This window comes from Bradyrhizobium ivorense, assembly GCF_900696085.1.
In the GTDB taxonomy this organism is placed as follows: domain Bacteria; phylum Pseudomonadota; class Alphaproteobacteria; order Rhizobiales; family Xanthobacteraceae; genus Bradyrhizobium; species Bradyrhizobium ivorense.
This window is the reverse complement of record NZ_CAADFC020000029.1, coordinates 178,343-199,842: the sequence shown is the minus strand read 5'-3', so window position 1 is coordinate 199,842 and position 21,500 is coordinate 178,343. Positions and strand designations below refer to the sequence as shown.

Below are 21,500 nucleotides of genomic sequence, written 5' to 3'. Positions count from 1 at the left end.
CATGTCCCGTCTTTCAGTTCCCAATCTCGAAGCCGATGCCGGCCCGTCGGGCCAGATCTACGCCCAGATCAAGAAGGCGATCGGCAGCGTCCCGAACACGTATGCGGCGATCGCCGCGCACGGTCCGGCGGCGCTCAAGTCGGTGCTTGCTGCCGACGCGGTGCTTGCCGGCGGCAGCCTGTCCAAGAGCGACCGGGAAGTGATCAAGCTCGTGATCAGCGATGCCGGCGGCTGTGACTATTGTGTCGCCGCACACACCCATCTTGCCAAGCTCGCCGGCGTGGATCCGGACGTGCTCCGGCAGATCCGCGAGAGCGAGCAGACCGGTGACGCCAAGCGCGATGCACTGGTGCGTTTCGTCCGCAAGCTCGCGCAGTCGAGCGGCACGGTCAGCGACGTCGATTTCGCCGCGATCAGGACCGCCGGCTACAGCGACGCCCAGCTGGTCGAGATCAGCCTGGCGTTTGCGACCACCATCTTCACCAACGTCTTCAACCGCATCAACGACACCGAGATCGACTTCCCCGCAGTCGCGTGAAGCGACAGGGCTGCAAGTCACATGAGAAGGATCACGACCATGACCACGCTCTCCACCACCGCCACCCAAGGTCCGCTTGTCCGCACGCTCTACAAGTCCGGCCTGCTCTCCGACGACATCGACTATCACGTCGTGCGGGCCTCGATGGTAATCATGTTCTTCTTCTTCGGCTACCAGAAGTGGTTTCCGTACGAGTTCGAACGCCTGGTCCCGTTCATCAGCAACGGACCGCTGATCTGGTGGCTGTATCCGCTGTTCGGCCACGCCGGCGCCAGCTACTTCCTCGGCGTCTCGGAGTGGACATTCGGATCGCTGCTGCTCGCCGGCTATTGGGACAAGCGGCTCGGCGTGCTCGGCGCCCTCGGCTCGACCGGCACCTTCATCGCGACGGTCACCATCATCCCGTTCATGCCGGAAGGCTGGGACGTCGCGGCCGGCGGGTTCCCCGCGATGACCGGCAACGTGCCCTTCCTGATGAAGGACGTCGTCCTGCTCGCAGTCTCGTTCTACCTCTTGAAGCAGGACGTGGTTCGCCTGACGCGGCAATAGGTGGCCCGCTGCCGATGGCGATGGTCGCCGGCGAGTCCCCAGCTCGCCGGCGATTGCGCGTGATCAGGATTCAGCGGACAGAAGCATAAACTGTTGCTGAACCTATCGAATGTTCCGGCGTTGCCAATCCGTTCCGACAATGCGGGGCTGCGGTGGCCTTGGGTTTGATTTGGGGAACATCGCGATTTGCGTTAACGGAAGCTCCGTAGTTCTCCGACCGTGAACATAGTTCCGCCGCGCGGCCTGCATTAAAAATACCGCCGGTTTTGTTTCTGGGGTGAGATTAATGAAGAAGGACGACGTAACGTGCCCGCGCTGTGGCGCCGGATTCCGCCGCCTTGAGTTGGCGTCCGAGTCTGGAACCGAAGGCCAGTATCGCTGCCCAGTCTGCGAAACGACGCTCGAGCTGTTCGATGGCGACAAGCTCGTGGCCTATCGCCTGACCATCCAGCCGTCCATCCGGGCGTTCAAGGGGTAGCAACCGCGCGGATGACGTGTCGGCACGCGATCACAATCACGATCGCCGCTTGAGGATGTAGCTGTCCATGATCCAGCCGTGCCGTTCGCGTGCTTCGCGGCGTGCAGAGGTGATGCGAGGACCGACCTCGGTGAGATCACCGGCCATGATGATCTGGTCGGGCATGCCGAGATAGGCGCCCCACCAGATTTGCAGTCCTGAAGGATTCAACGTCTGGAAGGCCGTTGCGCCATCGAGCATCACGGCGACGGTGTCGACGCCGGGCGGCCAGCCACCTTCGCGCAGCCGCCGGCCCGTGGTGACGAGAAACGGCTCGCCGATATCGTTGAGCGGCAGCGCATGCGCCGCGCACAGCGCTTGGATCGAGGTGATGCCCGGGACCACCTCGATGGCCGGCAGCGGATCCAGCCGCCGCGCGATCCGCAGGCTTGAATCATAGAGCGACGGATCGCCCCAGATCAGCAGCACAACGCGCCCCTCATCACCGAGGTGACGCGCGATATCCTGCGACCAGGTCGCGGCAACCGCGTCATGCCAATCGTCGACGCCCTTGCGATAATCATCCTCGCCGGCATCGCGCACCGGCAGGTCGAACTCGGCGATCCGCGTATTGTCGTTGCCGAGCACCTCAGTGCAGATCGTGCGCCGCAGATCGGCGAGATCCGATTTCGCGCTGCCCTTGCGCGGGATCAGGATCAGGTCGGCGGCGTTGATCGCAACGATCGCGGCCCGCGTGAGCTGCTGCGGATCGCCGCAACCGATGCCGATCAGGGAGAGCGTCAGCATGGCCGCATCACCCATGACCCGGCGCCAACGCGCCGAACAGGATGACCGACGCCGCGGTCGCCGTGCCCGCATCCGCGAGCAGCTCGGCGAGGCCCGCGATCGTGGTGCGGACGATCCGCTGCTCGGGATGGCCGAGCGACTCCGCCAGCAATGCGGGCGTCGTGGGCGCAAGGCCTTGCGCGATCAGTTTTGCCGCCAGCGCCGGGAATGTGCGCCGGCCCATATAGACCACGGTGGTCGCTTCGGGATCGGCCAGCGCCGACCAGTTCATGTCAGCCGGCAGCCCGCCGCTGACATCGGCCCCGGTGATGAACTGCACCCGGCGCGAAGTCTGTCGTCGTGTCAGGGGAATGCCGGCTTGCGCAGCGGCGACGGAGGCCGAGGTGACGCCGGGAACGATCTCGTAGCCGATCCCGGCGGCGTGCACCGCTTCGATCTCCTCCTCGAGCCGGCCAAAAATTCCTGCGTCTCCCGACTTCAGCCGCACCACGCGCGCGCCGGTCGCGGCGTAGTCGACGAGCAGGCGGCTGACGTGCTGCTGCCGGCTCGACGGCCGGCCGGCGCGCTTGCCGACGGCGACAAGATTGGCACCGGCGCGCGCGAGATCGAGAACCGGACCCGCAGCGAGATCGTCGTACAGGACGACATCGGCCTCGCACAGACGCGCGGCGCCTTTCACCGTCAGGAGCTCGGGATCGCCGGGGCCGGCGGAAACGAAGGAGACAAAGCCGCTCATCGGTCCTCCGCAATCAGGTGAAAGAACGTTCCGGTCGCGTGGCCGCGCCGCGAGCCGGTCTCGGCAACGATCGTACCGGTCGCATCGCGCACTACCGCCAGCGGCGTGTCGGGCTGCGCGATGATCGTCGAGTAGTGAAACTCGTGGCCGCGAAGCAGAGCCCCCGCTGCGTGCCCGGGCATCGGCGAGCCAAGCTCGGCGAGCCGGTAGCCCAGATGCATGCGGCGCTTGGCGTAACTGGTCTCGAGGCCGAGCAATCCAGCCATCGCGTGGCGGACACCGTCGGCGTCGGTCAGCGCCGTGCCAAGCACCATGTATCCCCCGCATTCGCCATGCACCGGCCGGGTTTCGGCAAAGCCGCGTACGCCGTCGAGAAACCGCGTGTTGGCGGCGAGTTGGCCGGCGTGCAGTTCGGGATAACCGCCCGGCAGCCAGCACACATCGGCATCCGCATCGGGACCTTCATCGGCCAGCGGCGAGAACGTCACGATCTCGGCGCCCGCGCTGCGCCAGGCCTCCAGCATGTGCGGATAGACGAAGGAGAAGGCCGCATCGCGCGCCAGAGCGATGCGCTGTCCCGGCGGCGTCACGCGCAAGCTGCCGGTTTTGGCCGGCGGCGACCAGGCGCGCGACGATCGCAGCACGGCGTCGAGATCGACGTGCTCTGCGACGAAGCGCGCGGCTTCCGCAATCAGGCCGTCGACCTCCGCCTGCTCTTCGGCCTGCACCAGGCCGAGATGCCGCTTCGGCAAGGCGATCTCGGCGTGGCGCGGCAGCGCGCCGAGCACGGTAATGCCTGCATCCGTCATGGCGCCGCGCACCAGCGCCTCGTGGCGCGGGCTGGCGACGCGGTTGAGGACGACGCCGGCGAGCGTCACGCCGGCGCGGAAATCGCGCAGTCCGGCGGCCACCGCCGCCGCGGTTTGCGCCTGGCCGGACGGGTCGATTACCAGCAGCACCGGCCATCCCATCATCTCGGCAATGTCGGCCGTCGCGCCGGTGCCCGCGGCGCCGCGCGCGGCGACGCCGTCGAACAGGCCCATCGAACCCTCGGCTAGAACGAGATCCGCATCTGCACCGCGGCCTGCCAGGTGTTCGATCGCCTCGCGCGGCATCGTCCAGCTGTCGAGATTGACTGAAGCGCGTCCTGTCGCGACGGCGTGGAACGCGGGGTCGATGTAATCGGGCCCGCTCTTGAAGCACTGCACGTTGAGCCCGCGGCCCCGATAGGCGCGCGCCAGCGCCAGCGTCAGCGTGGTCTTGCCGGCGCCGGATGCCGGCGCCGAGATCATCAGCCCCGCCGTCATCGCGACGGCTCCGGAAAACGCGGTGCCGCCCCGATCGGCCGATAGCGGCGATCATAGTCCGCGGCGTAGAGGCGGCTCTCGGAGAACTCTTCCGCACCGAGCGTTCTGCCGACCAGAATCAGCGCGGTGCGCTCGAGCTCGGGACCGACGGCGGCGTCCAGCGTCGCCAGCGTGGCGCGCACGATGCGCTGGTCCGGCCAGCTCGCACGCCAGACGATCGCCACCGGACAATCCGCCCCGTAATGCGGCACGAGCTCGGCGACCACCTTGTCCCGCAGATGGATCGACAGATGAATCGCGAGCACCGCGCCGGTGGCGGCGAATGCGGCCAGCCGCTCGCCTTCCGGCATCGCGCTCGCCCGGCCCGGTGTGCGCGTCAGCACCACCGATTGCGCGAGGCCGGGCAGCGTGAGCTCGGCCTCGAGCGCCGCCGCGGCGGCGGAAAACGCCGGCACGCCGGGCGTGATCGAATAGGGAATGTTGAGCGCACGCAGCCGGCGCAGTTGCTCGCCCATCGCCGACCAGATCGAGAGATCGCCGGAATGCAGCCGCGCGACATCCTTGCCGTCGGCATGCGCGGCGGCGATCTCCGCGACGATCTCGTCGAGCGACAGCGGCGCGGTGTTGACGATACGCGCGTCCTTCGGGCAGTGCGCGAGAACGCCCTGCGGCACCAGCGATCCCGCATAGAGACACACCGGGCATGATGCGATCAGGTCGCGGCCACGCAGGGTCAAGAGATCGGCGGCGCCCGGTCCTGCGCCGATAAAATGCACTGTCATTCGCCGTCTCCTTCCGCGATCGCCGCGGTGGCCATCCGATCCTGCGAAACGCTGCGGGACGCAATCAGCCGGGCGCCGCGCCCCGCGGCGGCGAGTGCCGCGGCCTCGGCGATGGAGCCGGTGCCGAACCTGGCGTTGACCAACGCGGACTGGGTCGTGGTCTTGATCCCGTCCAACCTCTCGGCGGTAAAGCCCCGGATCGGCAATCCCAGTTCGTCCGCGAGCAACCGCAGCGCCGGCGCGTCGGCTTTGTCACGCAGCGTCGCGACGGCTGCGAGGCCGGCACGACCGCCGGCCGCGTCGAGCGCTTCGCGCAGCGACGCAAGCGTGGCGTCATGTCTGAATCCCAGACCCGCGACCTTCATTTCACCGTGCTCCATTGCACGACCGGCCGCGCCGCTTTCCAGGAGCGGTAGCGGCCCAATTGATCCGTGTGCGCAATCTCGGCCCGCATCAGTTCGCCGCCATGGCGAAGCTCGAGATCGGCGAGCAGCGCCTCGGTCTCCAGCGTCACCGCATGCACCACCAGCCGCGTGCGCGGCGCAATGTGCGACCAGACAGCGTCGAACATAACAGCGTCGGGGCCACCGCCGATGAACACGGCGTCCGGACTCGCGAGACCCGACAGGGCGCCGGGCGCCTCACCCTCGATCACCGTGATCCGATGCGTCACGCCAAAGCTTGCTGCGTTACGGTGGATGTTCGCGACGCGATCGCCGCGCGCCTCGACGGCAATCGCGGTCCCGCCGCACAGCGCCCACTCGATCGAGATCGAGCCGGAGCCCGCGCCGATGTCCCACAACCGTTCGCCGGGCCGCGGCGCAAGCGCCGACAGCGCCAGCGCGCGGATCGGCCGCTTCGTCAGTTGTCCGTCATGCACGAACAGCGTGTCCGGAAGACCGCAGCTGCGCGCGATCCCCAGCGCTCCTTCCATCTCCAGCGCGACCGCGACCAGGCTTTCGTCCGTGTCGGCCGAATAGCCGTCTGCACGATGCTGCCTGACAGCTTCGCGCGGACCGCCAAGCGCGGACAAGGTCCACATCGATGATGTCCCCCAGCCGCGCTCGGTGAGCCAGCGCGCGAGCTCGCCGGCCGCCGTGCCGTCGCGCACCAAACAGATGAGCCGTGCGCCCCGTGCCAGATGCGGCACCAGCCGTTCGAACGGCGCGGCGTGCAGTCCGAGACAGATGACGTTCTCGAGCCGCCACCCCAAACGCGCCGCCGCGAGCGAGAAGGTCGACGGCGCGGGATAGGCGATCCATTCACCGGCTTGCAATTTCTCGGCAAGGCTGCCGCCGGCGCCGTGCCAGAACGGGTCGCCCGAGGCGAGCACCGCGGTCGGACGGCCGCGGCAGCTTAGCACGACATCCGCATCGAACGGCACCGGCCAGGCCCGGCCGCGATCGGTGATGCCGGCCAGCGTCAGATGCCGTTCACCGCCGAACACCGTCTCCGCGTCGGCAAGCGCCTTTCGGCTTGCTTCGGAGAGGCCGGCAAGGCCATCTTCGCCGATGCCGATGATGGTCAACCAGGGATTACCCATGACACGCGCCCTGATCCTGGGCGGAACGACGGACGCCAATCTGCTCGCCGAAGCCATCGCGCGCGCCGGGATCGACGCGCTCTATTCCTATGGCGGCCGCACCCGCGCGCCCGCCGAACAACCGCTGCCGACCCGTAGTGGCGGCTTCGGCGGCGCCAGCGGTCTCGCCGACTATCTTCGCCGCGAGCGCATCACCCATGTGGTCGACGCGACGCATCCGTTCGCGGCCGAGATGAGCCGCAACGCGGTGGCCGCCTGCGCGGACACCGCAACGCCGCTGCTTGCGCTGGAGCGCGCGCCGTGGAGCAAGGCACCCGGTGACAACTGGATCGAGGTCGAAGACATCGCCTCCGCGGTCGCGGCCCTGCCGGAGCGCAGCGCCCGAATCTTCCTCGCCATCGGCCGCCAGCACATCGCACCGTTCGCCGCCCGCCCGCAGCATGTCTACACGTTGCGGTTCGTCGATCCGCCCGAAGGTGCGCTGCCGTTGCCCGGCGCCGAGATCATCGTATCGCGCGGCCCCTTCACCCTCGACGGCGAGCTCGCGATGATGCGCACACGCGCAATCGAATGGATCGTCGCGCGCAATTCCGGCGGAAGTGGCGCGCGCGCCAAGATCGACGCCGCCCGCGCGCTCAGCCTTCCCGTCATCATGATCACAAGGCCACAGCTTCCCGACAGGCCACGGGTGGAAAGCGTCTACGAGGTGATCGAATGGCTCGGTCATCGCACCTGCCTCGGCGCATAGACCCAGCGGCCGACCCGGCGCGTCGCCGAATTGCCGACGATCACCAGCGTGCGCATATCGGCCATCTCCGGCCGCGCCTCGCGCAGCTCGACCATCTCGATCCGCTGTTCCGGCGTAGAAACCGCGCGGGCAAACACGACGATGCGCTCGCCGCAGCCGGCCTCGCGCAGAATCTCGAGGACGCGGCCAAAGCCGTCCGGCCGGCTAGCAGAACGCGGATTGTACATCGCGATGGCAAAATCAGCCTCCGCGGCGAGCCGCAATCGCTTCTCGATCACCGGCCACGGTTTTAGATTGTCGGAGAGATTGATCGCGCAAAAATCATGACCGAGCGGCGCACCGCAGGCGGCGGCTGCCGCCAGCATCGCCGTCACGCCGGGCAGCACCCGGATCGGCAGGTCGCGCCACTCTGGCGCATCCTCCAGCGCCTCGAACACCGCGGAAGCCATCGCAAACACACCGGGATCGCCCGACGACACCACGACGACGTCCCGCCCTTCCGACGCCAGCCGTAGCGCTTCGCCGGCGCGTTGCAGCTCGACGCGATTGTCGGACGGATGCAGCGTGAGGCCGTCGCGCGGCTGCACGCGCGCAACATAGGGCGCATAGCCCACAATGTCGGTCGCCCGCGCAAGCGCAGCGGAGACTTCCGGCGTGATCAGCGCCTCGTCGCCCGGCCCCAGTCCCGCGATAGTCAAGCTGCCGGTCATTCGGCGGCCTCCCGGCGCAACCCCTGCCCGTGCACCAGCACGATGGCAAAGTACGCGCACTCGGCGTCATGGATATCGACGAGCCGGCTGACGCGTTGGTCCGGCATGGTGCCGCGCTCGACCAGCCAGGCGTCATTGAGGCGGCCTGCGGAAGCGAGCGCGCGGCGGATTTTTTCCAGATTGCGCCCGGTCTTCATCACGACCAGCGCATCGGAATTGCGCATCCGCTGCGCGAGCTCGGCTTCCGGCAGCGTGCCCATCAGGACGGTCGTGACGTCGTCGCCGAGCGCGATCGGCTGGCCGACCGCGTTCCAGCAGCCCGCCATGCCGGGAATGCCGGCGATCACCTCGAGCGCGACGCGCCCCTGCAGCCGCGCATGCAAATGCATGAACGAGCCGTAGAAATAGGGATCGCCCTCGCACAGCACGACAAGGTCGATCGCGCGCGCTAGCCGCGCCAGGCGTTCCGCCCATTCGTCATAGAAGCTCGCCAGCAGTTGCGTGTATTCCGCGCTGTCGAAGGCGATCTCCGTGGTCACGGGATATTCCATCGGATATTCGCTGACATCGGCGGCAAGCAGCCCATCGACGATGCGGCGGGCCTGTCCGAGCTGACCCTTCTTGCGGAAGAACGCGACATGCTTTGCGGCGCGCACGGTGCGGTCGGCACGCACGCTCATCAGGTCAGGATCGCCCGGCCCGAGGCCGCAACAGATGATGCGCCCCATCCTACTCGCTCCGGCTCGCCAGCGCGTTGACGGCGGCAACGGTGATCGCCGAACCGCCAAGCCGTCCCTCGACCGTCAGCGCCGGCGCAGGCGGGTCGGTCATCAACGCCGCCTTGGACTCGGCCGCGCCGACGAAGCCGACCGGGCAGCCGATGATCGCCGCAGGCCGCGGGCAATCGCCGTGCTCCAGCATGTTGAGCAGATGGAACAGGGCCGTCGGCGCGTTGCCGATGGCAACGACCGCGCCGCCGAGATGCGGCCGCCAGAGCTCCAGCGCCGCCGCAGAGCGCGTGTTGCGCATCGATTGCGCCAGCGCGGGAACGGCAGGGTCGCCCAATGTGCAGATCACGGCGTTGCCCGCGGGCAGCCGTGCGCGCGTAATCCCCTCCGACACCATGCGCGCGTCGCACAGGACCGGCGCGCCGTTCTGCAGGGCGGCGCGCGCGGCGGTGGCCATGCCTGGCGTGAAGCGGACATGCGCTTCGAGCCCCACCATGCCCGCGGCATGGATCATGCGCACGACCACCGGCTCCTCATCCGCAGTGAAGCGGGCGAGATCGGCCTCAGCGCGAATGGTGGCAAAGGATTGCCGGTAGATCGCCGCGCCGTCGGTCTCGTAGGTATGCGGCATCAGTGGCCTCCCACCAGCAAGGAGGGATCGGCAACGAGGCGCGCGCGGCTCAATCCACGCATAACCGGTGTATCCCGCGTCGACCCATTGCGGACGAGATCGAAGCCATCGCGTGTCGCAACCAGCGTGATCTCGGCCACGCCGGAATGGGCACAGCCCTTGGCGCAGCCGGAGACGTGCAGCCGTGCATCGGCCGGGATATGCGGCGCCAGCGCCGCTGCCAGCGCGCGCGTGTCGGCATGCGCGTCACGGCAGCGCGGCGCACCGCTGCAGGCGATCGCGCGAAGCGCGGGTTCATCGGGCTGCATGATCAGGTCCGCGCCTGCGGGCATCTCATGCATTCCTTCGACCAGCAGCATCCGCCACGGCGTCATGCGAATGCCTTGTGAACGAGCGGCGAGACTGCGGAGCGTCTCATGCGGCAACTGCCCGAACGCAACGCCGACGATCGCACCGAGCGGGCCAAGACCAGGCACGGCAGCGGACCCTCGCTGCACCGGCTCGGCATCGCCGCGAAATGCCTCGGGCAGCCTCGCGCCCGCAGCGAGGTGAGCTGCCATCCGCCGCCTGTCGCCGCGCATGCCGCTGGAGACAACGAACCATTCGGCCAGCGCGAGTGCGAGCGGCACCGCTTCGCTCCGCGTGACGCGGCGGCCGAACTCGGCGCCATCGGCGCGCACCAGCAGCTCGCCGGCACCATCGCGCTCGATCCTGATATCCGCAGAGGCATCCGCCAGCACGCGCTCGCGGCCGTCATCGATCGCGAACCCGAACTTGGTCGGCAGATCGGGCGCCGCGCGAGCAAGGCCCTCCTCGAGCTCGGCGGCGAGCGACCGGGTTTCGTCGCCGGCGGTCCAGAACGGCGTCACGAGCACGTTGCGCCGCGCCTCGCTGTCGGGATCGGCGTCGAGCAGACCGAGGTCCGCGAGCCCATCGATCAGCGGCCAGTGACTGCGATCGCTGACGCCGCGGATCTGCAGATTGGCGCGGGTGGTCAAATCGATCAGGCCGTTGCCGTAGCGCTCGGCAAGATCGGCGATACCTGCCGCCTGTGCAGCATCCAACCGCCCACCGCGCGGGCGAATCCGCACCACGAGTCCATCACCTGAGCGCATCGGCCGCAGCGCGCCGGGACACCAGCCCTTGATCGCCACCGCGCTCATGACGCCTCCTGCAGCGCCGCGGCGATCGAGTTGCGCCGGGTGCGCCAGAGCGAAGCCTCGTGCAGCCGCGTGAAGCAAGTTTCGATCGCCGCCAGTGCCGCCGGGTTCTCGCGCGCCATGAAGGCGCGGACGTCGTCATTGCCCAGCGTCGCATCGTAATAGAGGTCGAACAGATGCGGCGGCACGGCACCGGCGAGATGCGCGAATGCCGCCATGTGCTCCAGCGTCGCGGTAATCTCGGCGGCGCCGCGAAAGCCGTGGCGCATCATGCCCGCGATCCACGCCGGATTGGCGGCGCGCGCCCGCACCACCCGCGCGATCTCCTCGGTCAGCGAGCGCGCATGCGGCTGATCGGGCCGCGTCGCGTCGAGATGGTAGAGTGCCGGGGCCTTCGTGCCGATGCGCGCGGCCGCGGACGCGATGCCGGCCTCATGCGCGGCATAATCCGCCGCCAGCAGCAGATCGGTCTCCGGCAAGTCCTGGGTGTGAACAAAACTGTCGGCCGCAATGAGCCTCGCCTCGATGCCGACACGGTCAGGCCGCATCTCGCCATCGGATGCGAAGGCCCAGGACGACGCCGCGAGCCAGGCTTCGCCGGCCGCCTCGCGCGTCTCCTGCGTAAAATCATCCGGCACCGCGGCAACACCCGCGCCGTACTGACCGGGGCGCGGCCCGAACACGCGCGACACGCGCTGCGTATAGGGATTTTCATCGCCCTCCTCGCCGCGTTCGGCCAGCGCTTCGGCCGCGGCTTCGAACAGCTGGGCGAGACCGGAAAAGACATCGCGGAACAGACCCGACACGCGCAGCGTGACGTCGATGCGCGGACGGCCAAGCTCCGCCGGCGCGAGGATGTCGTAACCCGACACCCGGCCCGAGCCGTGATCCCAGCGCGGCGCGATGCCGGCGAGATGCAGCGCCATCGCAAAATCCTCGCCGGCGGTGCGCATCGTCGACGAGCCCCAGAGATCGACGACCAGCCCCTTCGGCCAGTCGCCGTGATCCTGCAGATGGCGGCGCAGCAATTCCTCCGCGAGCTTGACGCCCTGCGCATGCGCCGAGGGCGTCGGCACTGCGCGCGGATCGACTGCGAACAGATTGCGGCCGGTCGGCAGCACGTCGCTGCGTCCGCGATACGGCGAGCCCGACGGTCCTGGCGCGACGCGCCGGCCGGCAAGCGCAGCGAGCAGCGCGTCGCGCTCCGCCTCGCCGCAGGCGCCACGGCCGAACACATGCAGGCCGTCGCCGAACTGGCTTTCCTTGAGGTCGCAGACGAAGCGATCGATCTGCGGAATCGCTTCCGCGGCCGCAACCGAGGCGGCAAGCCCCAGATCGTCCTCCAGCCCCGCGACGCGCGCTTCCTCGCGGATATCGGCGATCAGGCGCTGCCGCCGCGCCGGATCGAGCCCGTCGGCGGTCGAATATTCATCGAGCAGTTGCTCCAGCCGGCGCAGCCGCTCCGGCAACGCAGCGGCCATCAGTGGCGGCGGCAGATGGCCGATGGTGAGCGCGCCGATGCGCCGCTTGGCCTGCGCCGCCTCGCCGGGATCGTTGACGATGAAGGGATAGATCACCGGCAGATCGCCGATCAGCGCCTCCGGCCAGCACGCGGGCGACAGCGCGACGGATTTGCCAGGCAGCCATTCCAGCGTGCCATGCGCGCCCATATGCACCAGCGCATCGATGCCCTGCTGCCGGAGCCAGAGATAGAACGCGACATAGGCATGGCGCGGCGTGCGCGCGAGATCGTGATAATCGGCGTCGCGATGACCGACCTCGCCGCGTTCCGGCTGCACGGCGATGATGCCTTTGCCGGACCGGATCGCGGCGAAATGAAACGCGCCGCCATGGCAATCGGGATCATCCTCGGGCGCGCCCCAGGCGCGCGCCAGATCATCCTGCAGCGCTTGCGGAAGGCACGACAGCGCCGCGCGATAGTCGGCGACGCTCCATGCCAGCTTCTCGCGCAAGAGTACCTCGCCCAGCGCCGCTGCCGGCGCGAGATCGTAACCCGCTGCGGCGAGATCGGACAGCAGCGCATCGACCGAAGCGAGCGCATCGAGGCCGACGGCATGCGCGATCTGGTGCGGGCGGCCCGGATAGTTCGAGAGCACGATCGCGAGCTGCTTGTCATGCGCCGGCTTGCCGGCAAGCCGGTGCCAGGTTGTCACGCGCGCAATCGCGGCGGCGACGCGTTCGTCGTCCGGCCGATGTGCCAAATGCGAGAACTGCAGGTCGGGATCGCGATCCGAGGCCGACTTGAAGCTGACGACGCCTGCGAACAGCCGGCCGTCGACCTCCGGCAACACCACATGCATCGCGAGGTCGCCGGGTGAAAGCCCGCGCAGCGACTCCGCCCAATTCTCGCGCCGTGCGGTCGACAAGGCGACCTGGAACACTGGGCACGTCATGCCGTCGAACGGCGTCGTGCCGTCGTCACCGATCGCGGAGAACGCCGTCGCATTGACGATCGCGGCCGGCGGGCCTTGCGCGAACTGCGCGCGCAGCCAGTCCGCGACGCCGGCGGCCTTCAGCGAGGTGACGAACACGCCATAGACGTCAAAGCCCTGTTGGCGCAACGCCGCGATCAGCGCATCGACCGGCGCCATGTCGCCGGCCGCGAGATACGCGCGATAGAAGCTGAGGATCGCGCGCGGCCGGTCATCGGCATCTGGCAGCGTCCGGATCGGACCGCGTTGCGGATCGTAGAACCCGATCTCCGCCAGATCGATCTCGCCGACGACGGGTCCGGCATAGAGCCCCGACGCCAGCGCCAGCTGCGCGATCACCGCCTGCGCCGCGACCGGACCGCCCTTGTCGCACAGCGCCTTCAGCCGCCGCAGCGTCGAGACCGGCAGTGTCGAAAATTCATCCAGCCGCAGATCGTCGCGGCCGTCGGCCGGCAGCACCACCAGGGCGATGTTGCGCTCCTGCGCCAATCGATGCAGCGCGGCCAATCCATACGGCCAATACGGTTCGCCGCCGATCAGCCGCACCAGAATGCCGCGGGCCTCCGACAGCGTCCGCTCGATGTAGGTGTCGACCGACAGCGGGTGGCGCAGCTCTGCGAGATTGGCGAGCCGCAGCGACGGCAATGACGCGCGGCCGCGCCGCCAACCGGCCGCGAACGCTGCAAGGTCGCTGTCGGAAAACGAGAGCACCACGAGATCGGCCGGATACTGGCCGAGGTCCCTTGGCGTCGCGGTCTCTTCGAGGCCGCGGCTCTCGCGGAAGACGACGTGCATCACACACCCAGCCGCGCCCGAATGGCCGATACATCGATATCGCCGTGTTCGCCGATCACGACGAGCTTTGATTGCCGCGCCCGTGCGCCCCAGGGCATGTCGAACTGGTGCCGCACGCGCTCGCCGACCGACTGCACCAGCAGCCGCATCGGCTTGCCCGCAACCGCGATATAACCCTTGGCGCGCAGCACGTTCTGCTCGCGCGCCAGCCCCTTGATCGACGCCATCAGCGCATCGACGTCGGCGATTTCAGGCAGGTCGATCACCACCGAATTGAAGTCATTGTGCTCGTGCTCGTCCTCGCCGTCGTGATGCGACGGGCGCGATGCGAGGTCATCCTCCGCCGCCGCCGCGAGGCCCAGGATCACGCGGGCATCGATCGCGCCCTCGACCACCGGCAGCATCGGCACCTCGCGCGGCATTTCCGCGGTGATCACCTCCTTCGCTGCTTTGATCCCCTCCGCCCCGGCGAGATCGGCCTTGGTCAGCAGCACGATATCGGCGCAGGCGATCTGGTCCTCGAACACTTCCGACAGCGGCGTCTCGTGATCGAGATTGTCGGCGGCGGCGCGCTGCGCATCGACCGCCGCCGGATCGGGCGCAAAGCGCCCGGCGGCAACGGCCTCCGCATCGGCCAGCGCGATCACGCCGTCGACGGTGATCCGCGAACGAATCTCGGGCCAGTCGAATGCCTTCAAGAGCGGCTTTGGCAGCGCCAGCCCCGATGTCTCGATCACGATGTGATCCGGCTTCACCGGGCGCGCCAGCAGCTGCTCCATCGCCGGGATGAAATCGTCGGCAACGGTGCAGCAGATGCAGCCATTGGCGAGCTCGACGATGTTCTCGGCCGGACAATTGGCGTCGGCGCAGGATTTCAAAATCTCGCCGTCGACGCCTTCGCTGCCGAATTCGTTGACCAGCACCGCGAGCTTCTTGCCGTTGGCGTTCCTGATCAGATGTTGGATCAGCGTGGTCTTGCCCGATCCGAGAAAGCCGGTGACGACGGTGACCGGAATTTTGGTGAGCGCGTTCATTCGGCGGCCTCGGGTACGACGACGGGCGGAATACGGGCGAGCGATTGCTTGCGAAAGATTTCCGGGCGGCTGCGCCACGGCACGATGCCGTCAGGCGCCGCCACGTAAGCCGACGCGCCCGCGATCACATCCTGCGCATTGGCCGCCGACAGCCGGCCGTAGACATAGGACCATCGGCCCGGCGCGCTGAGCGCGACCGAGCAGCCCTGGCTGCAGGCCGAGAGACATTCGACGGGAACCAGATTGACGCCGTCGGGCACGCCGGCGTCGAGCAGCGCGGCATGCAGCCGCGCACCGGGCGGGATTTCACCTTCGGCCAGCGTCTGCCCGGCGCGGCAGGTGATGCAGACATGCAGTGTAACGCTCATCGCCCATCCCAGATTGGCAGCGGGGGCGATGAGGCAACCGAACCGACGATGAACAGGTTCGTTCCCCGTCGCGGAACACCCCGTCCGCCGGTTCTCACATCACTGCGCTGGCAGGTCTCCCGGCTTGCGGAGCAGGATTTTGTCCTTTGATCCCCGCCTTCCCGATTCCGTCAAGGAATCAGTGGCTTTGGGAATCTCTCCGGTCACGGTCGCGGGGGCGGCTGCGCTTCGGGCTTTCGCCCTATCGCATTCCCTCTTCGCCTGTCGTAGGACAGGAACCAACGCGGGCCCACCATTCGTCCACGGCTCCAACTTGTCAAGCCAAAGGAACGTCATGACTTCCCACGAAAACGCCACTGAGGACGAGGCCTCGGGCAGCGAGTCGTCGCAGGAGGCGCGGCATGCCGCCAAGATGGCGAAGAAGAAGGTTGCCCGTGACAAGATCATGGCGACCAAGAGCGGCGAAAAAGGCCTGATCATCGTTCATACCGGCGCCGGCAAAGGAAAATCGTCCTCGGCGTTCGGCATGATCGTGCGCTGCGTGGCGCATGGCTTTCCTTGCGCCGTGGTGCAGTTCATCAAGGGCGCCTGGGATACCGGCGAGCGCCGCCTGCTCACCGGACATTTTGGCGACCTCTGCCAATTCCACGCCATGGGCGAAGGCTTTACCTGGGAAACGCAGGATCGCGCCCGCGACATCGCGGCGGCGCAGGCCGGCTGGGAAAAAGCAAAACAGCTGATCGCGGATCCAAACCTGCGCATGGTGGTGCTCGACGAGATCAACATCGCGCTGCGCTACGACTATCTGGCGATCGCCGACGTCGTCGACTTCCTGACCACGTCGAAGCCGCCGATGACCCATGTCGTGCTCACCGGGCGCAACGCCAAGGAGGAATTGATCGAGATCGCCGACCTCGTCACCGAGATGACGCTGGTCAAGCACCCGTTCCGCTCCGGCATCAAGGCCCAGCCGGGCGTCGAGTTCTGAGCTGATATCACCATGGCGCGTGCATTGATGATCCAGGGTGCCGGCTCGGACGTGGGCAAGTCGCTCATCGTCGCGGGGCTGGCGCGCGCCGCCAGGCGGCGCGGGCTGCGCGTGCTGCCGTTCAAGCCGCAGAACATGTCGAACAACGCGGCGGTCACCGTCGACGGCGGCGAGATCGGCCGCGCCCAGGCGCTGCAGGCGCTCGCCGCCGGGGTCGAGCCGCACACCGACATGAACCCGGTGCTGCTGAAGCCGGAGAGCGATGTCGGCGCCCAGATCATCGTGCAGGGCAAGCGCGTCGCGACCGCCCGTGCCCGTGAATACGCCGCCATCAAGCCGACCTTGATGGGCGCGGTGCTGGAGAGTTTTGCGCGCCTGAAGGCGCGCGCCGATCTCGTGCTGGTCGAAGGCGCCGGCAGTCCCGCCGAGGTCAATCTGCGCAAGGCCGATATTGCGAACATGGGCTTTGCGCGCAAGGCCGACGTGCCGGTGGTGCTGGTCGGCGACATCGACCGCGGCGGCGCGATCGCGCAGCTGGTCGGCATCAAGACCGTGATCGATCCCGAGGACGCCGCGATGATCCAGGGCTTTGTCATCAACAAATTCCGCGGCGATCCCACGCTGTTCGACGACGGTTACCGGCTGATCGAGGCCCGCACCGCGTGGCGCGGCTTTGGCGTGCTGCCCTGGTTCGCCCGCGCCGGCGAGCTGCCGGCCGAGGATGCGCTTGGGCTCGGCGAGGCCCGCAAGGTAGGCCAGTGCAAGACCGCGTTTCTCGCGCTGTCGCGGATCGCCAATTTCGACGATCTCGATCCGCTGAAGCTTGAGCCCGGCGTCGACCTGGTGATGGTGCGCCCGGGCGAAGCCATTCCGGGCGATGCAAAACTCGTCATCCTGCCCGGCTCGAAATCGACGCGCGGCGACCTCGCCTTCCTGCGCGCGCAGGGCTGGGACATCGATCTCTTGGCGCATCATCGCCGCGGCGGCCATGTGCTGGGCCTGTGCGGCGGATATCAGATGCTCGGGCAAACCGTCGCCGATCCCGATGGCATCGAAGGCCCCGCCGGCGAAACGCCTGGCCTCGGGCTGCTCGACGTCGCGACCACCATGACCGAGCAGAAGACGCTGACGCGCGTCAACGCTGTCCACGCCGCGACGGATCAGGCGATCAGCGCCTACGAGATCCACATCGGACGCACCGATGGGCCCGATCGCGCGCGGCCGTTTGCGGTTGTTGATGGCGAGCCGGAAGGCGCCGTCTCCGCCGATGGACGCGTTCACGGCAGCTATCTGCACGGGCTGTTCGCATCGGACGATTTTCGCAAGTCGTTCCTCGCAAAACTCGATATTGCCGCAACGGACCAGCCTTACGGCGCGAGAGTCGAGAGCGCGCTCGACGCGCTCGCCGATCACATCGAGGCGCATCTCGATGTCGACGGGATATTCGCGCTGGCCCGCTGACCGTCAGCGCGCCAGCACCTCCGCAAGGCGCGCCCATTCGCTCTCATTGCCGGGCAGACCGAGCCGCAGCCATCCCGGCTTCTGCGCGAACACGCGCGACCAGATCATTCCGCGCGCAAGCTTCTCCTGCGCCGCCAGCGCATCGCCGGTCTCGTAGAGCCGGAACAGCGGCGTGCCGCCGACCAGCCGCCAGCCCTGCGGTCGTACCGCCGCGTCGAGCCTGACGCTGTCGCCCGCCAGCCGTTTGACCGTCTCCTCTGCCCAGTCGCGATCGAGTAGCGCGCGCCGGCCGATCGCGATTGCGGCGCCCGAAACCGGCCATGGTCCCGCCATTGCCGCAAGGCCAGCGATATCCCGCTCGCCGCCGATCGCGAAGCCGAGCCGCAAGCCGGCCAGCCCGTAAAACTTGCCGAAGGAACGCAGGATCAGGAGGTTCGGCCGCCCCGCTTCCGGTGCGAGCGACAGGCTCGGAGCAACGTCTGCAAAGCTCTCATCGATGACGAGCCGCCCAATGCGCGGCAACAGCGCAAGCAACTCGCGCCGATCATGGCAGCGCCCATCCGGATTGTTCGGATTGACAACAACGGCGAGATCGGCGCCCGCCAGCGCGCCTAGATCGGACACCTCGGCGGCGTCCCAACCCGCGGCCCGCAGCACTGCGGCATATTCATTGTAAGTCGGTCCAAGAATGCGTGCCTGTCCCCGGGGAGCCAAACGCGGCAGCAACTGAATTGCCGCCTGCGCGCCCGCCAGCGCCACGATCGGCGCGCCGGTCGCGTAAGCCTGCCGCGCCGCGTGATGGAGGGATTCGATGTCGGCGCGCGACGGCAGCGCGCTCCATTGCCGCGGCTCCACGTCGACGTCGGGATAAGGCAGCCGGTTGATCCCGGTCGACAGGTCGATCCAGTCCTCTGCGCGGCCGCCGAAGCGCTGCCGGGCGACATCGAGATTTCCGCCGTGCTCTTGCATGCCCGCCCTCTTACAGCAACGTAAGCACCACGAACACCCCAGCCAACAACAGCATCGCGCGGCGATAGAGTTTCAGTCCTCCGCCGATATCGGCCGCATCCGGATCGCGCGCGCCTTCGTTCAACCACGGCTCGTCTGCCGTGCTGCCGTGATAGATGCGGGGGCCGCTGAGCCGCACGCAGAGCGTGCCGGCCATCGCAGCTTCCGGCCAGCCGGCATTCGGCGAACGATGGCGGCGCGCGTCGCGCAGCATGCACGACCATGCCTGCGCAGGTTGCGCGGACAGCAGCACGAACAGCACGCCGGTCAGCCGCGCCGGGATCAGGTTGGCGACATCGTCGATGCGCGCCGCGGCCCAGCCGAAGGCTTCGTGCCGCTCGGTGCGATGACCGATCATGGAGTCCAGCGTGTTGATCGCCTTGTAGCCGAAAATGCCGGGCAGCCCGAACACGGCGCCCCAAAACACCGGCGCCACGATGCCGTCGGACGCATTCTCGGCGAGGCTCTCGATCGCCGCGCGCGCAATGCCGGCCTCATCGAGCGTGGCCGGATCGCGCCCCACAATCTGCGACACCGCAGCGCGCGCCCCCGCGATATCGCCCGATGCGAGCGGATGTGCGACCGCAGCGACATGATCATGCAGCGAGCGCAAGGCCACCAGCGGCCATGCCAAAATTCCCAGCACGATCACGCGTACCCATCCCGAGCCGAGCGCGGTCTGAACGGCCCAGCCAAGCGCGACCGCCAAGGCGATCACGAGAAGAGCTCCCGCCACACCAGCCATGCGTCGGACCGTGGGTGGATCGGAGCTCCGGTTCCAGCCGCCATCGACCGCATCGATCAGCCGGCCGAGCCAGGTCACGGGATGGCCGACGCGCGCGAACAGCCAGTTTGGCCAGCCGATCAAGGCATCCAGCGCCATCGCCACCGCCATCGCTCCCGCAAAAACCAACGCACCTTCTCCCGCCTCGGCCTCCCCTGATGCGCAAGACGTTGGCCGAGCGCAAGCCCTCCGCGATGGATTTCGGCTTTGTCTTTCGCCGCGATTGCGGCTAGTGCGGACGCAACAGGAGATCACGATGACCGTCATTCTGGTCACGGGCGGAGCTCGATCCGGGAAAAGCCGCCGCGCCGAAGTCCGCGCGCGCAGCTTTGCGGGACAGCCCGTCTATATCGCAACGGCCGAAGCGCTCGATGCGGAAATGGACGAGCGGATCGCAAGACACCGCGCACGGCGCGGCAACGACTGGATCGAGCGCGAAGTGCCGCTCGACCTTGTCGAGGCGCTGACCGAGACCGATGGCGCCGGCGCCAGGCTGGTCGATTGCCTGACGCTCTGGCTCTCGAACCTGCTGCATGCGGAGCGCGACTGGCCGCAGGAAGTCATGCGCCTCGCCAACGCGCTGCCGCGGCAACAAAGCCCGGTCATCCTGGTCACCAACGAAGTTGGCCTCGGCATCGTGCCTGACAATGCATTGGCGCGGACGTTCCGCGACGCCGCGGGCCTGATGAACCAGACCATTGCCGAGGTCGCGAATGAAGTGGAATTCGTCGTGGCCGGCTTGCCGATGAAGCTCAAATGACATCTGCTGGTATACGCTCCCTGCCCGAGTCGGGACGCCGCTGATGGTCGCATTCGACGATGCATTTCGCCGCCAGCTGCACGAGCTGTTCGTGTGGCGCCGCGACGTCCGGCGTTTTCGCACCGACCCGCTGCCTGATGGCACGCTCGAGCGGCTGATCGAAATCGCCTGCCTGTCGCCGTCGGTCGGCCTGAGCCAGCCCTGGCGCTTCGTCGTCGTCGACGACGCAGCGCGGCGCCGCGCCGTGATCGAGGATTTCAAGTCCTGCAACGCCGATGCGCTCAAATCCTATTCCGGCGAGCGCGCGGCAAAATATGCGGCGCTCAAGCTGTCGGGCCTCGCGGAGGCACCAGGCCATCTCGCCGTGTTTGCGGAAAAGGACGCGACCATCGGCTCCGGCCTCGGGCGCGCGACGATGCCGGAGACGGTCGACTATTCCGTCGTCGCCGCGATCTGCTCGATGTGGCTGGCCGCCCGCGCGGAAGGCATCGGGCTCGGCTGGGTGTCGATCCTCGATCCACTGCGCATCCATGACATCCTCGACGTGCCAAAATCGTGGAAATTCATCGGCTATCTCTGCGTCGGCTACCCCGAGGCCGAGTGTGATCGGCCGGAGCTCGAGCAGGCCAAATGGGAATCGCGGCGGGGTCCGGGTGAATTCACGATCCGGCGCTAGCAGCGGCGCTCGCTGGCGCGCCGACATCTCCTCGCTGGTCTTTCCGGTCGGGGACGGCGCGATCTGCGCGGTCCATCGCGGCGCGCTGCGGACGCTGCTGGGCACAGAACCGACGCCGGAGGCCAGCCTCGGCTATTTCGCGCGCTTTGAGGCTGCATTCCGGGCGGCGGCGCACGCCAAGATCGCGCGCAAGCGCATTCTACCTGGCACAAATCTGCATCTTACCAGTCGCGACATCGCCCGAAAGCTGCTAGAAGCCGGTCAAACCGAACGCGGAGAACAACCATGAGCCAGTCCCAGGTTACGCAAGCCACGCATCTTCCGGTCGCGGCCGGACAGGTCGGACGGCTGACGCAATCCCTGATGGCGATGGTGCTCGGCCTGTTCATCGTCGGCGTCGTCGGCTTCTCTCACATCGACGTGATCCACAACGCCGCGCACGACGTGCGCCACTCGAACGCGTTCCCCTGCCACTGA

At 67.9% G+C, this 21,500-nt stretch carries 25 protein-coding genes and 1 riboswitch; of the genes, 10 read left to right on the top strand and 15 right to left on the bottom strand.

Annotation, left to right across the window (positions count from 1 at the left end):
• Position 1 precedes the first annotated feature (1 nt).
• The 3 genes from CI41S_RS35895 (at position 2) to CI41S_RS35885 (ending at position 1,565) form a co-directional block, all read left to right on the top strand.
• Positions 2-538: a carboxymuconolactone decarboxylase family protein gene (locus tag CI41S_RS35895; protein ID WP_139863721.1), complete on the top strand. Its 537-nt coding sequence runs from the start codon at positions 2-4 to the stop codon at positions 536-538.
• 39 nt (positions 539-577) lie between these two features.
• The gene (locus CI41S_RS35890) at positions 578-1,087 is read left to right on the top strand and encodes a YkgB family protein (protein WP_139863720.1); all 510 of its coding nucleotides are present in this window, start codon (positions 578-580) and stop codon (positions 1,085-1,087) included.
• Between the two features lie 286 nt (positions 1,088-1,373).
• A complete protein-coding gene (locus tag CI41S_RS35885; RefSeq protein ID WP_139863719.1) occupies positions 1,374-1,565 on the top strand; it encodes a hypothetical protein in 192 nt (63 codons plus the stop codon).
• Positions 1,566-1,601: 36 nt separating this feature from the next.
• Here CI41S_RS35885 and cobF read toward each other — a convergent pair whose 3' ends face one another.
• From cobF to cbiE, 6 genes are read right to left on the bottom strand one after another with little or no spacing between them, the layout of a single operon-like run.
• Complete coding sequence (cobF, locus tag CI41S_RS35880) at positions 1,602-2,351, bottom strand: precorrin-6A synthase (deacetylating) (RefSeq protein ID WP_139863718.1); 750 nt, start codon at positions 2,349-2,351, stop codon at positions 1,602-1,604.
• Positions 2,352-2,358: 7 nt separating this feature from the next.
• A complete protein-coding gene (cobA, locus tag CI41S_RS35875; RefSeq protein WP_139863717.1) occupies positions 2,359-3,087 on the bottom strand; it encodes a uroporphyrinogen-III C-methyltransferase in 729 nt (242 codons plus the stop codon).
• The gene (locus tag CI41S_RS35870; protein WP_139863716.1) at positions 3,084-4,394 is read right to left on the bottom strand and encodes a cobyrinic acid a,c-diamide synthase CobB; all 1,311 of its coding nucleotides are present in this window, start codon (positions 4,392-4,394) and stop codon (positions 3,084-3,086) included. Before CI41S_RS35870 ends, cobA begins: the two co-directional genes overlap by 4 nt.
• Positions 4,391-5,176: a precorrin-4 C(11)-methyltransferase gene (gene cobM / locus CI41S_RS35865; protein WP_139863715.1), complete on the bottom strand. Its 786-nt coding sequence runs from the start codon at positions 5,174-5,176 to the stop codon at positions 4,391-4,393. Before cobM ends, CI41S_RS35870 begins: the two co-directional genes overlap by 4 nt.
• Positions 5,173-5,541, bottom strand: a complete 369-nt coding sequence (locus CI41S_RS35860) for a cobalamin biosynthesis protein (protein WP_172628324.1) — start codon at positions 5,539-5,541, stop codon at positions 5,173-5,175. Before CI41S_RS35860 ends, cobM begins: the two co-directional genes overlap by 4 nt.
• Complete coding sequence (gene cbiE / locus CI41S_RS35855) at positions 5,538-6,719, bottom strand: precorrin-6y C5,15-methyltransferase (decarboxylating) subunit CbiE (protein WP_139863713.1); 1,182 nt, start codon at positions 6,717-6,719, stop codon at positions 5,538-5,540. The genes CI41S_RS35860 and cbiE overlap by 4 nt, the downstream gene beginning before the upstream one ends.
• On the opposite strand from cbiE, the gene CI41S_RS35850 reads away from it, so the two are divergent.
• A complete protein-coding gene (locus CI41S_RS35850) occupies positions 6,718-7,467 on the top strand; it encodes a cobalt-precorrin-6A reductase (protein WP_139863712.1) in 750 nt (249 codons plus the stop codon). The two genes, cbiE and CI41S_RS35850, sit on opposite strands and share 2 nt — an antisense overlap.
• Here CI41S_RS35850 and cobJ read toward each other — a convergent pair.
• The 7 genes from cobJ to CI41S_RS35815 are packed head-to-tail and all read right to left on the bottom strand — an operon-like array spanning position 7,443 to position 15,346.
• Entirely contained in the window at positions 7,443-8,177 is a 735-nt protein-coding gene (gene cobJ, locus CI41S_RS35845; RefSeq protein ID WP_139863711.1) for a precorrin-3B C(17)-methyltransferase, read from the bottom strand. The two genes, CI41S_RS35850 and cobJ, sit on opposite strands and share 25 nt — an antisense overlap.
• Positions 8,174-8,905 carry a precorrin-2 C(20)-methyltransferase gene (locus CI41S_RS35840; RefSeq protein ID WP_139863710.1) on the bottom strand — a complete coding sequence of 244 codons (732 nt, stop codon included), beginning with the start codon at positions 8,903-8,905 and terminating at the stop codon, positions 8,174-8,176. The genes cobJ and CI41S_RS35840 overlap by 4 nt, the downstream gene beginning before the upstream one ends.
• A 1-nt stretch (position 8,906) precedes the next feature.
• Complete coding sequence (locus CI41S_RS35835; RefSeq protein WP_139863709.1) at positions 8,907-9,536, bottom strand: precorrin-8X methylmutase; 630 nt, start codon at positions 9,534-9,536, stop codon at positions 8,907-8,909.
• Positions 9,536-10,699 carry a precorrin-3B synthase gene (cobG, locus tag CI41S_RS35830; protein ID WP_139863708.1) on the bottom strand — a complete coding sequence of 388 codons (1,164 nt, stop codon included), beginning with the start codon at positions 10,697-10,699 and terminating at the stop codon, positions 9,536-9,538. Before cobG ends, CI41S_RS35835 begins: the two co-directional genes overlap by 1 nt.
• Positions 10,696-13,944, bottom strand: a complete 3,249-nt coding sequence (cobN, locus tag CI41S_RS35825; RefSeq protein WP_139863707.1) for a cobaltochelatase subunit CobN — start codon at positions 13,942-13,944, stop codon at positions 10,696-10,698. The genes cobG and cobN overlap by 4 nt, the downstream gene beginning before the upstream one ends.
• On the bottom strand, positions 13,944-14,978 hold the full coding sequence (cobW, locus tag CI41S_RS35820; protein ID WP_139863706.1) for a cobalamin biosynthesis protein CobW: 1,035 nt from the start codon (positions 14,976-14,978) through the stop codon (positions 13,944-13,946). Before cobW ends, cobN begins: the two co-directional genes overlap by 1 nt.
• The gene (locus CI41S_RS35815) at positions 14,975-15,346 is read right to left on the bottom strand and encodes a DUF1636 family protein (RefSeq protein WP_139863705.1); all 372 of its coding nucleotides are present in this window, start codon (positions 15,344-15,346) and stop codon (positions 14,975-14,977) included. Before CI41S_RS35815 ends, cobW begins: the two co-directional genes overlap by 4 nt.
• Positions 15,347-15,438: 92 nt before the next feature.
• A riboswitch (cobalamin riboswitch) is annotated at positions 15,439-15,644 on the bottom strand.
• A 36-nt stretch (positions 15,645-15,680) separates the two neighbouring features.
• On the opposite strand from CI41S_RS35815, the gene cobO reads away from it, so the two are divergent.
• Positions 15,681-16,334 carry a cob(I)yrinic acid a,c-diamide adenosyltransferase gene (gene cobO, locus CI41S_RS35810; RefSeq protein WP_139863704.1) on the top strand — a complete coding sequence of 218 codons (654 nt, stop codon included), beginning with the start codon at positions 15,681-15,683 and terminating at the stop codon, positions 16,332-16,334.
• 12 nt (positions 16,335-16,346) lie between these two features.
• Entirely contained in the window at positions 16,347-17,795 is a 1,449-nt protein-coding gene (locus CI41S_RS35805) for a cobyric acid synthase (protein ID WP_139863703.1), read from the top strand.
• A 3-nt stretch (positions 17,796-17,798) separates the two neighbouring features.
• On the opposite strand, the gene cobD is transcribed toward CI41S_RS35805, so the two are convergent.
• Together cobD and cbiB are read right to left on the bottom strand one after the other, a co-directional pair.
• Positions 17,799-18,764 carry a threonine-phosphate decarboxylase CobD gene (gene cobD, locus CI41S_RS35800; RefSeq protein WP_139863702.1) on the bottom strand — a complete coding sequence of 322 codons (966 nt, stop codon included), beginning with the start codon at positions 18,762-18,764 and terminating at the stop codon, positions 17,799-17,801.
• 10 nt (positions 18,765-18,774) lie between these two features.
• Entirely contained in the window at positions 18,775-19,698 is a 924-nt protein-coding gene (cbiB, locus tag CI41S_RS35795) for an adenosylcobinamide-phosphate synthase CbiB (protein WP_139863761.1), read from the bottom strand.
• Positions 19,699-19,843: 145 nt separating this feature from the next.
• Between cbiB and cobU the strand changes: the two genes are divergently transcribed.
• The 4 genes from cobU to CI41S_RS35775 are packed head-to-tail and all read left to right on the top strand — an operon-like array spanning position 19,844 to position 21,500.
• Positions 19,844-20,347, top strand: coding sequence for a bifunctional adenosylcobinamide kinase/adenosylcobinamide-phosphate guanylyltransferase (cobU, locus tag CI41S_RS35790; protein ID WP_139863701.1), 504 nt, complete (start codon positions 19,844-19,846; stop codon positions 20,345-20,347).
• Positions 20,348-20,390: 43 nt separating this feature from the next.
• Positions 20,391-21,023: a 5,6-dimethylbenzimidazole synthase gene (gene bluB / locus CI41S_RS35785; protein ID WP_139863700.1), complete on the top strand. Its 633-nt coding sequence runs from the start codon at positions 20,391-20,393 to the stop codon at positions 21,021-21,023.
• Positions 21,001-21,312 carry a hypothetical protein gene (locus CI41S_RS35780; protein ID WP_139863699.1) on the top strand — a complete coding sequence of 104 codons (312 nt, stop codon included), beginning with the start codon at positions 21,001-21,003 and terminating at the stop codon, positions 21,310-21,312. Before bluB ends, CI41S_RS35780 begins: the two co-directional genes overlap by 23 nt.
• Positions 21,309-21,500, top strand: a complete 192-nt coding sequence (locus CI41S_RS35775) for a CbtB domain-containing protein (protein ID WP_139863698.1) — start codon at positions 21,309-21,311, stop codon at positions 21,498-21,500. Before CI41S_RS35780 ends, CI41S_RS35775 begins: the two co-directional genes overlap by 4 nt.

Coding starts and splice junctions, on each gene's coding strand:
- CI41S_RS35895 (WP_139863721.1), top strand. CDS start 2: ATGTCCCGTCTTTCAGTTCCCAATCTCGAAGCCGATGCCGGCCCGTCG.
- CI41S_RS35890 (WP_139863720.1), top strand. CDS start 578: ATGACCACGCTCTCCACCACCGCCACCCAAGGTCCGCTTGTCCGCACG.
- CI41S_RS35885 (WP_139863719.1), top strand. CDS start 1,374: ATGAAGAAGGACGACGTAACGTGCCCGCGCTGTGGCGCCGGATTCCGC.
- cobF (WP_139863718.1), bottom strand. CDS start 2,351: ATGCTGACGCTCTCCCTGATCGGCATCGGTTGCGGCGATCCGCAGCAG.
- cobA (WP_139863717.1), bottom strand. CDS start 3,087: ATGAGCGGCTTTGTCTCCTTCGTTTCCGCCGGCCCCGGCGATCCCGAG.
- CI41S_RS35870 (WP_139863716.1), bottom strand. CDS start 4,394: ATGACGGCGGGGCTGATGATCTCGGCGCCGGCATCCGGCGCCGGCAAG.
- cobM (WP_139863715.1), bottom strand. CDS start 5,176: ATGACAGTGCATTTTATCGGCGCAGGACCGGGCGCCGCCGATCTCTTG.
- CI41S_RS35860 (WP_172628324.1), bottom strand. CDS start 5,541: ATGAAGGTCGCGGGTCTGGGATTCAGACATGACGCCACGCTTGCGTCG.
- CI41S_RS35850 (WP_139863712.1), top strand. CDS start 6,718: ATGACACGCGCCCTGATCCTGGGCGGAACGACGGACGCCAATCTGCTC.
- cbiE (WP_139863713.1), bottom strand. CDS start 6,719: ATGGGTAATCCCTGGTTGACCATCATCGGCATCGGCGAAGATGGCCTT.
- cobJ (WP_139863711.1), bottom strand. CDS start 8,177: ATGACCGGCAGCTTGACTATCGCGGGACTGGGGCCGGGCGACGAGGCG.
- CI41S_RS35840 (WP_139863710.1), bottom strand. CDS start 8,905: ATGGGGCGCATCATCTGTTGCGGCCTCGGGCCGGGCGATCCTGACCTG.
- CI41S_RS35835 (WP_139863709.1), bottom strand. CDS start 9,536: ATGCCGCATACCTACGAGACCGACGGCGCGGCGATCTACCGGCAATCC.
- cobG (WP_139863708.1), bottom strand. CDS start 10,699: ATGAGCGCGGTGGCGATCAAGGGCTGGTGTCCCGGCGCGCTGCGGCCG.
- cobN (WP_139863707.1), bottom strand. CDS start 13,944: ATGCACGTCGTCTTCCGCGAGAGCCGCGGCCTCGAAGAGACCGCGACG.
- cobW (WP_139863706.1), bottom strand. CDS start 14,978: ATGAACGCGCTCACCAAAATTCCGGTCACCGTCGTCACCGGCTTTCTC.
- CI41S_RS35815 (WP_139863705.1), bottom strand. CDS start 15,346: ATGAGCGTTACACTGCATGTCTGCATCACCTGCCGCGCCGGGCAGACG.
- cobO (WP_139863704.1), top strand. CDS start 15,681: ATGACTTCCCACGAAAACGCCACTGAGGACGAGGCCTCGGGCAGCGAG.
- CI41S_RS35805 (WP_139863703.1), top strand. CDS start 16,347: ATGGCGCGTGCATTGATGATCCAGGGTGCCGGCTCGGACGTGGGCAAG.
- cobD (WP_139863702.1), bottom strand. CDS start 18,764: ATGCAAGAGCACGGCGGAAATCTCGATGTCGCCCGGCAGCGCTTCGGC.
- cbiB (WP_139863761.1), bottom strand. CDS start 19,698: ATGGCGGTGGCGATGGCGCTGGATGCCTTGATCGGCTGGCCAAACTGG.
- cobU (WP_139863701.1), top strand. CDS start 19,844: ATGACCGTCATTCTGGTCACGGGCGGAGCTCGATCCGGGAAAAGCCGC.
- bluB (WP_139863700.1), top strand. CDS start 20,391: ATGGTCGCATTCGACGATGCATTTCGCCGCCAGCTGCACGAGCTGTTC.
- CI41S_RS35775 (WP_139863698.1), top strand. CDS start 21,309: ATGAGCCAGTCCCAGGTTACGCAAGCCACGCATCTTCCGGTCGCGGCC.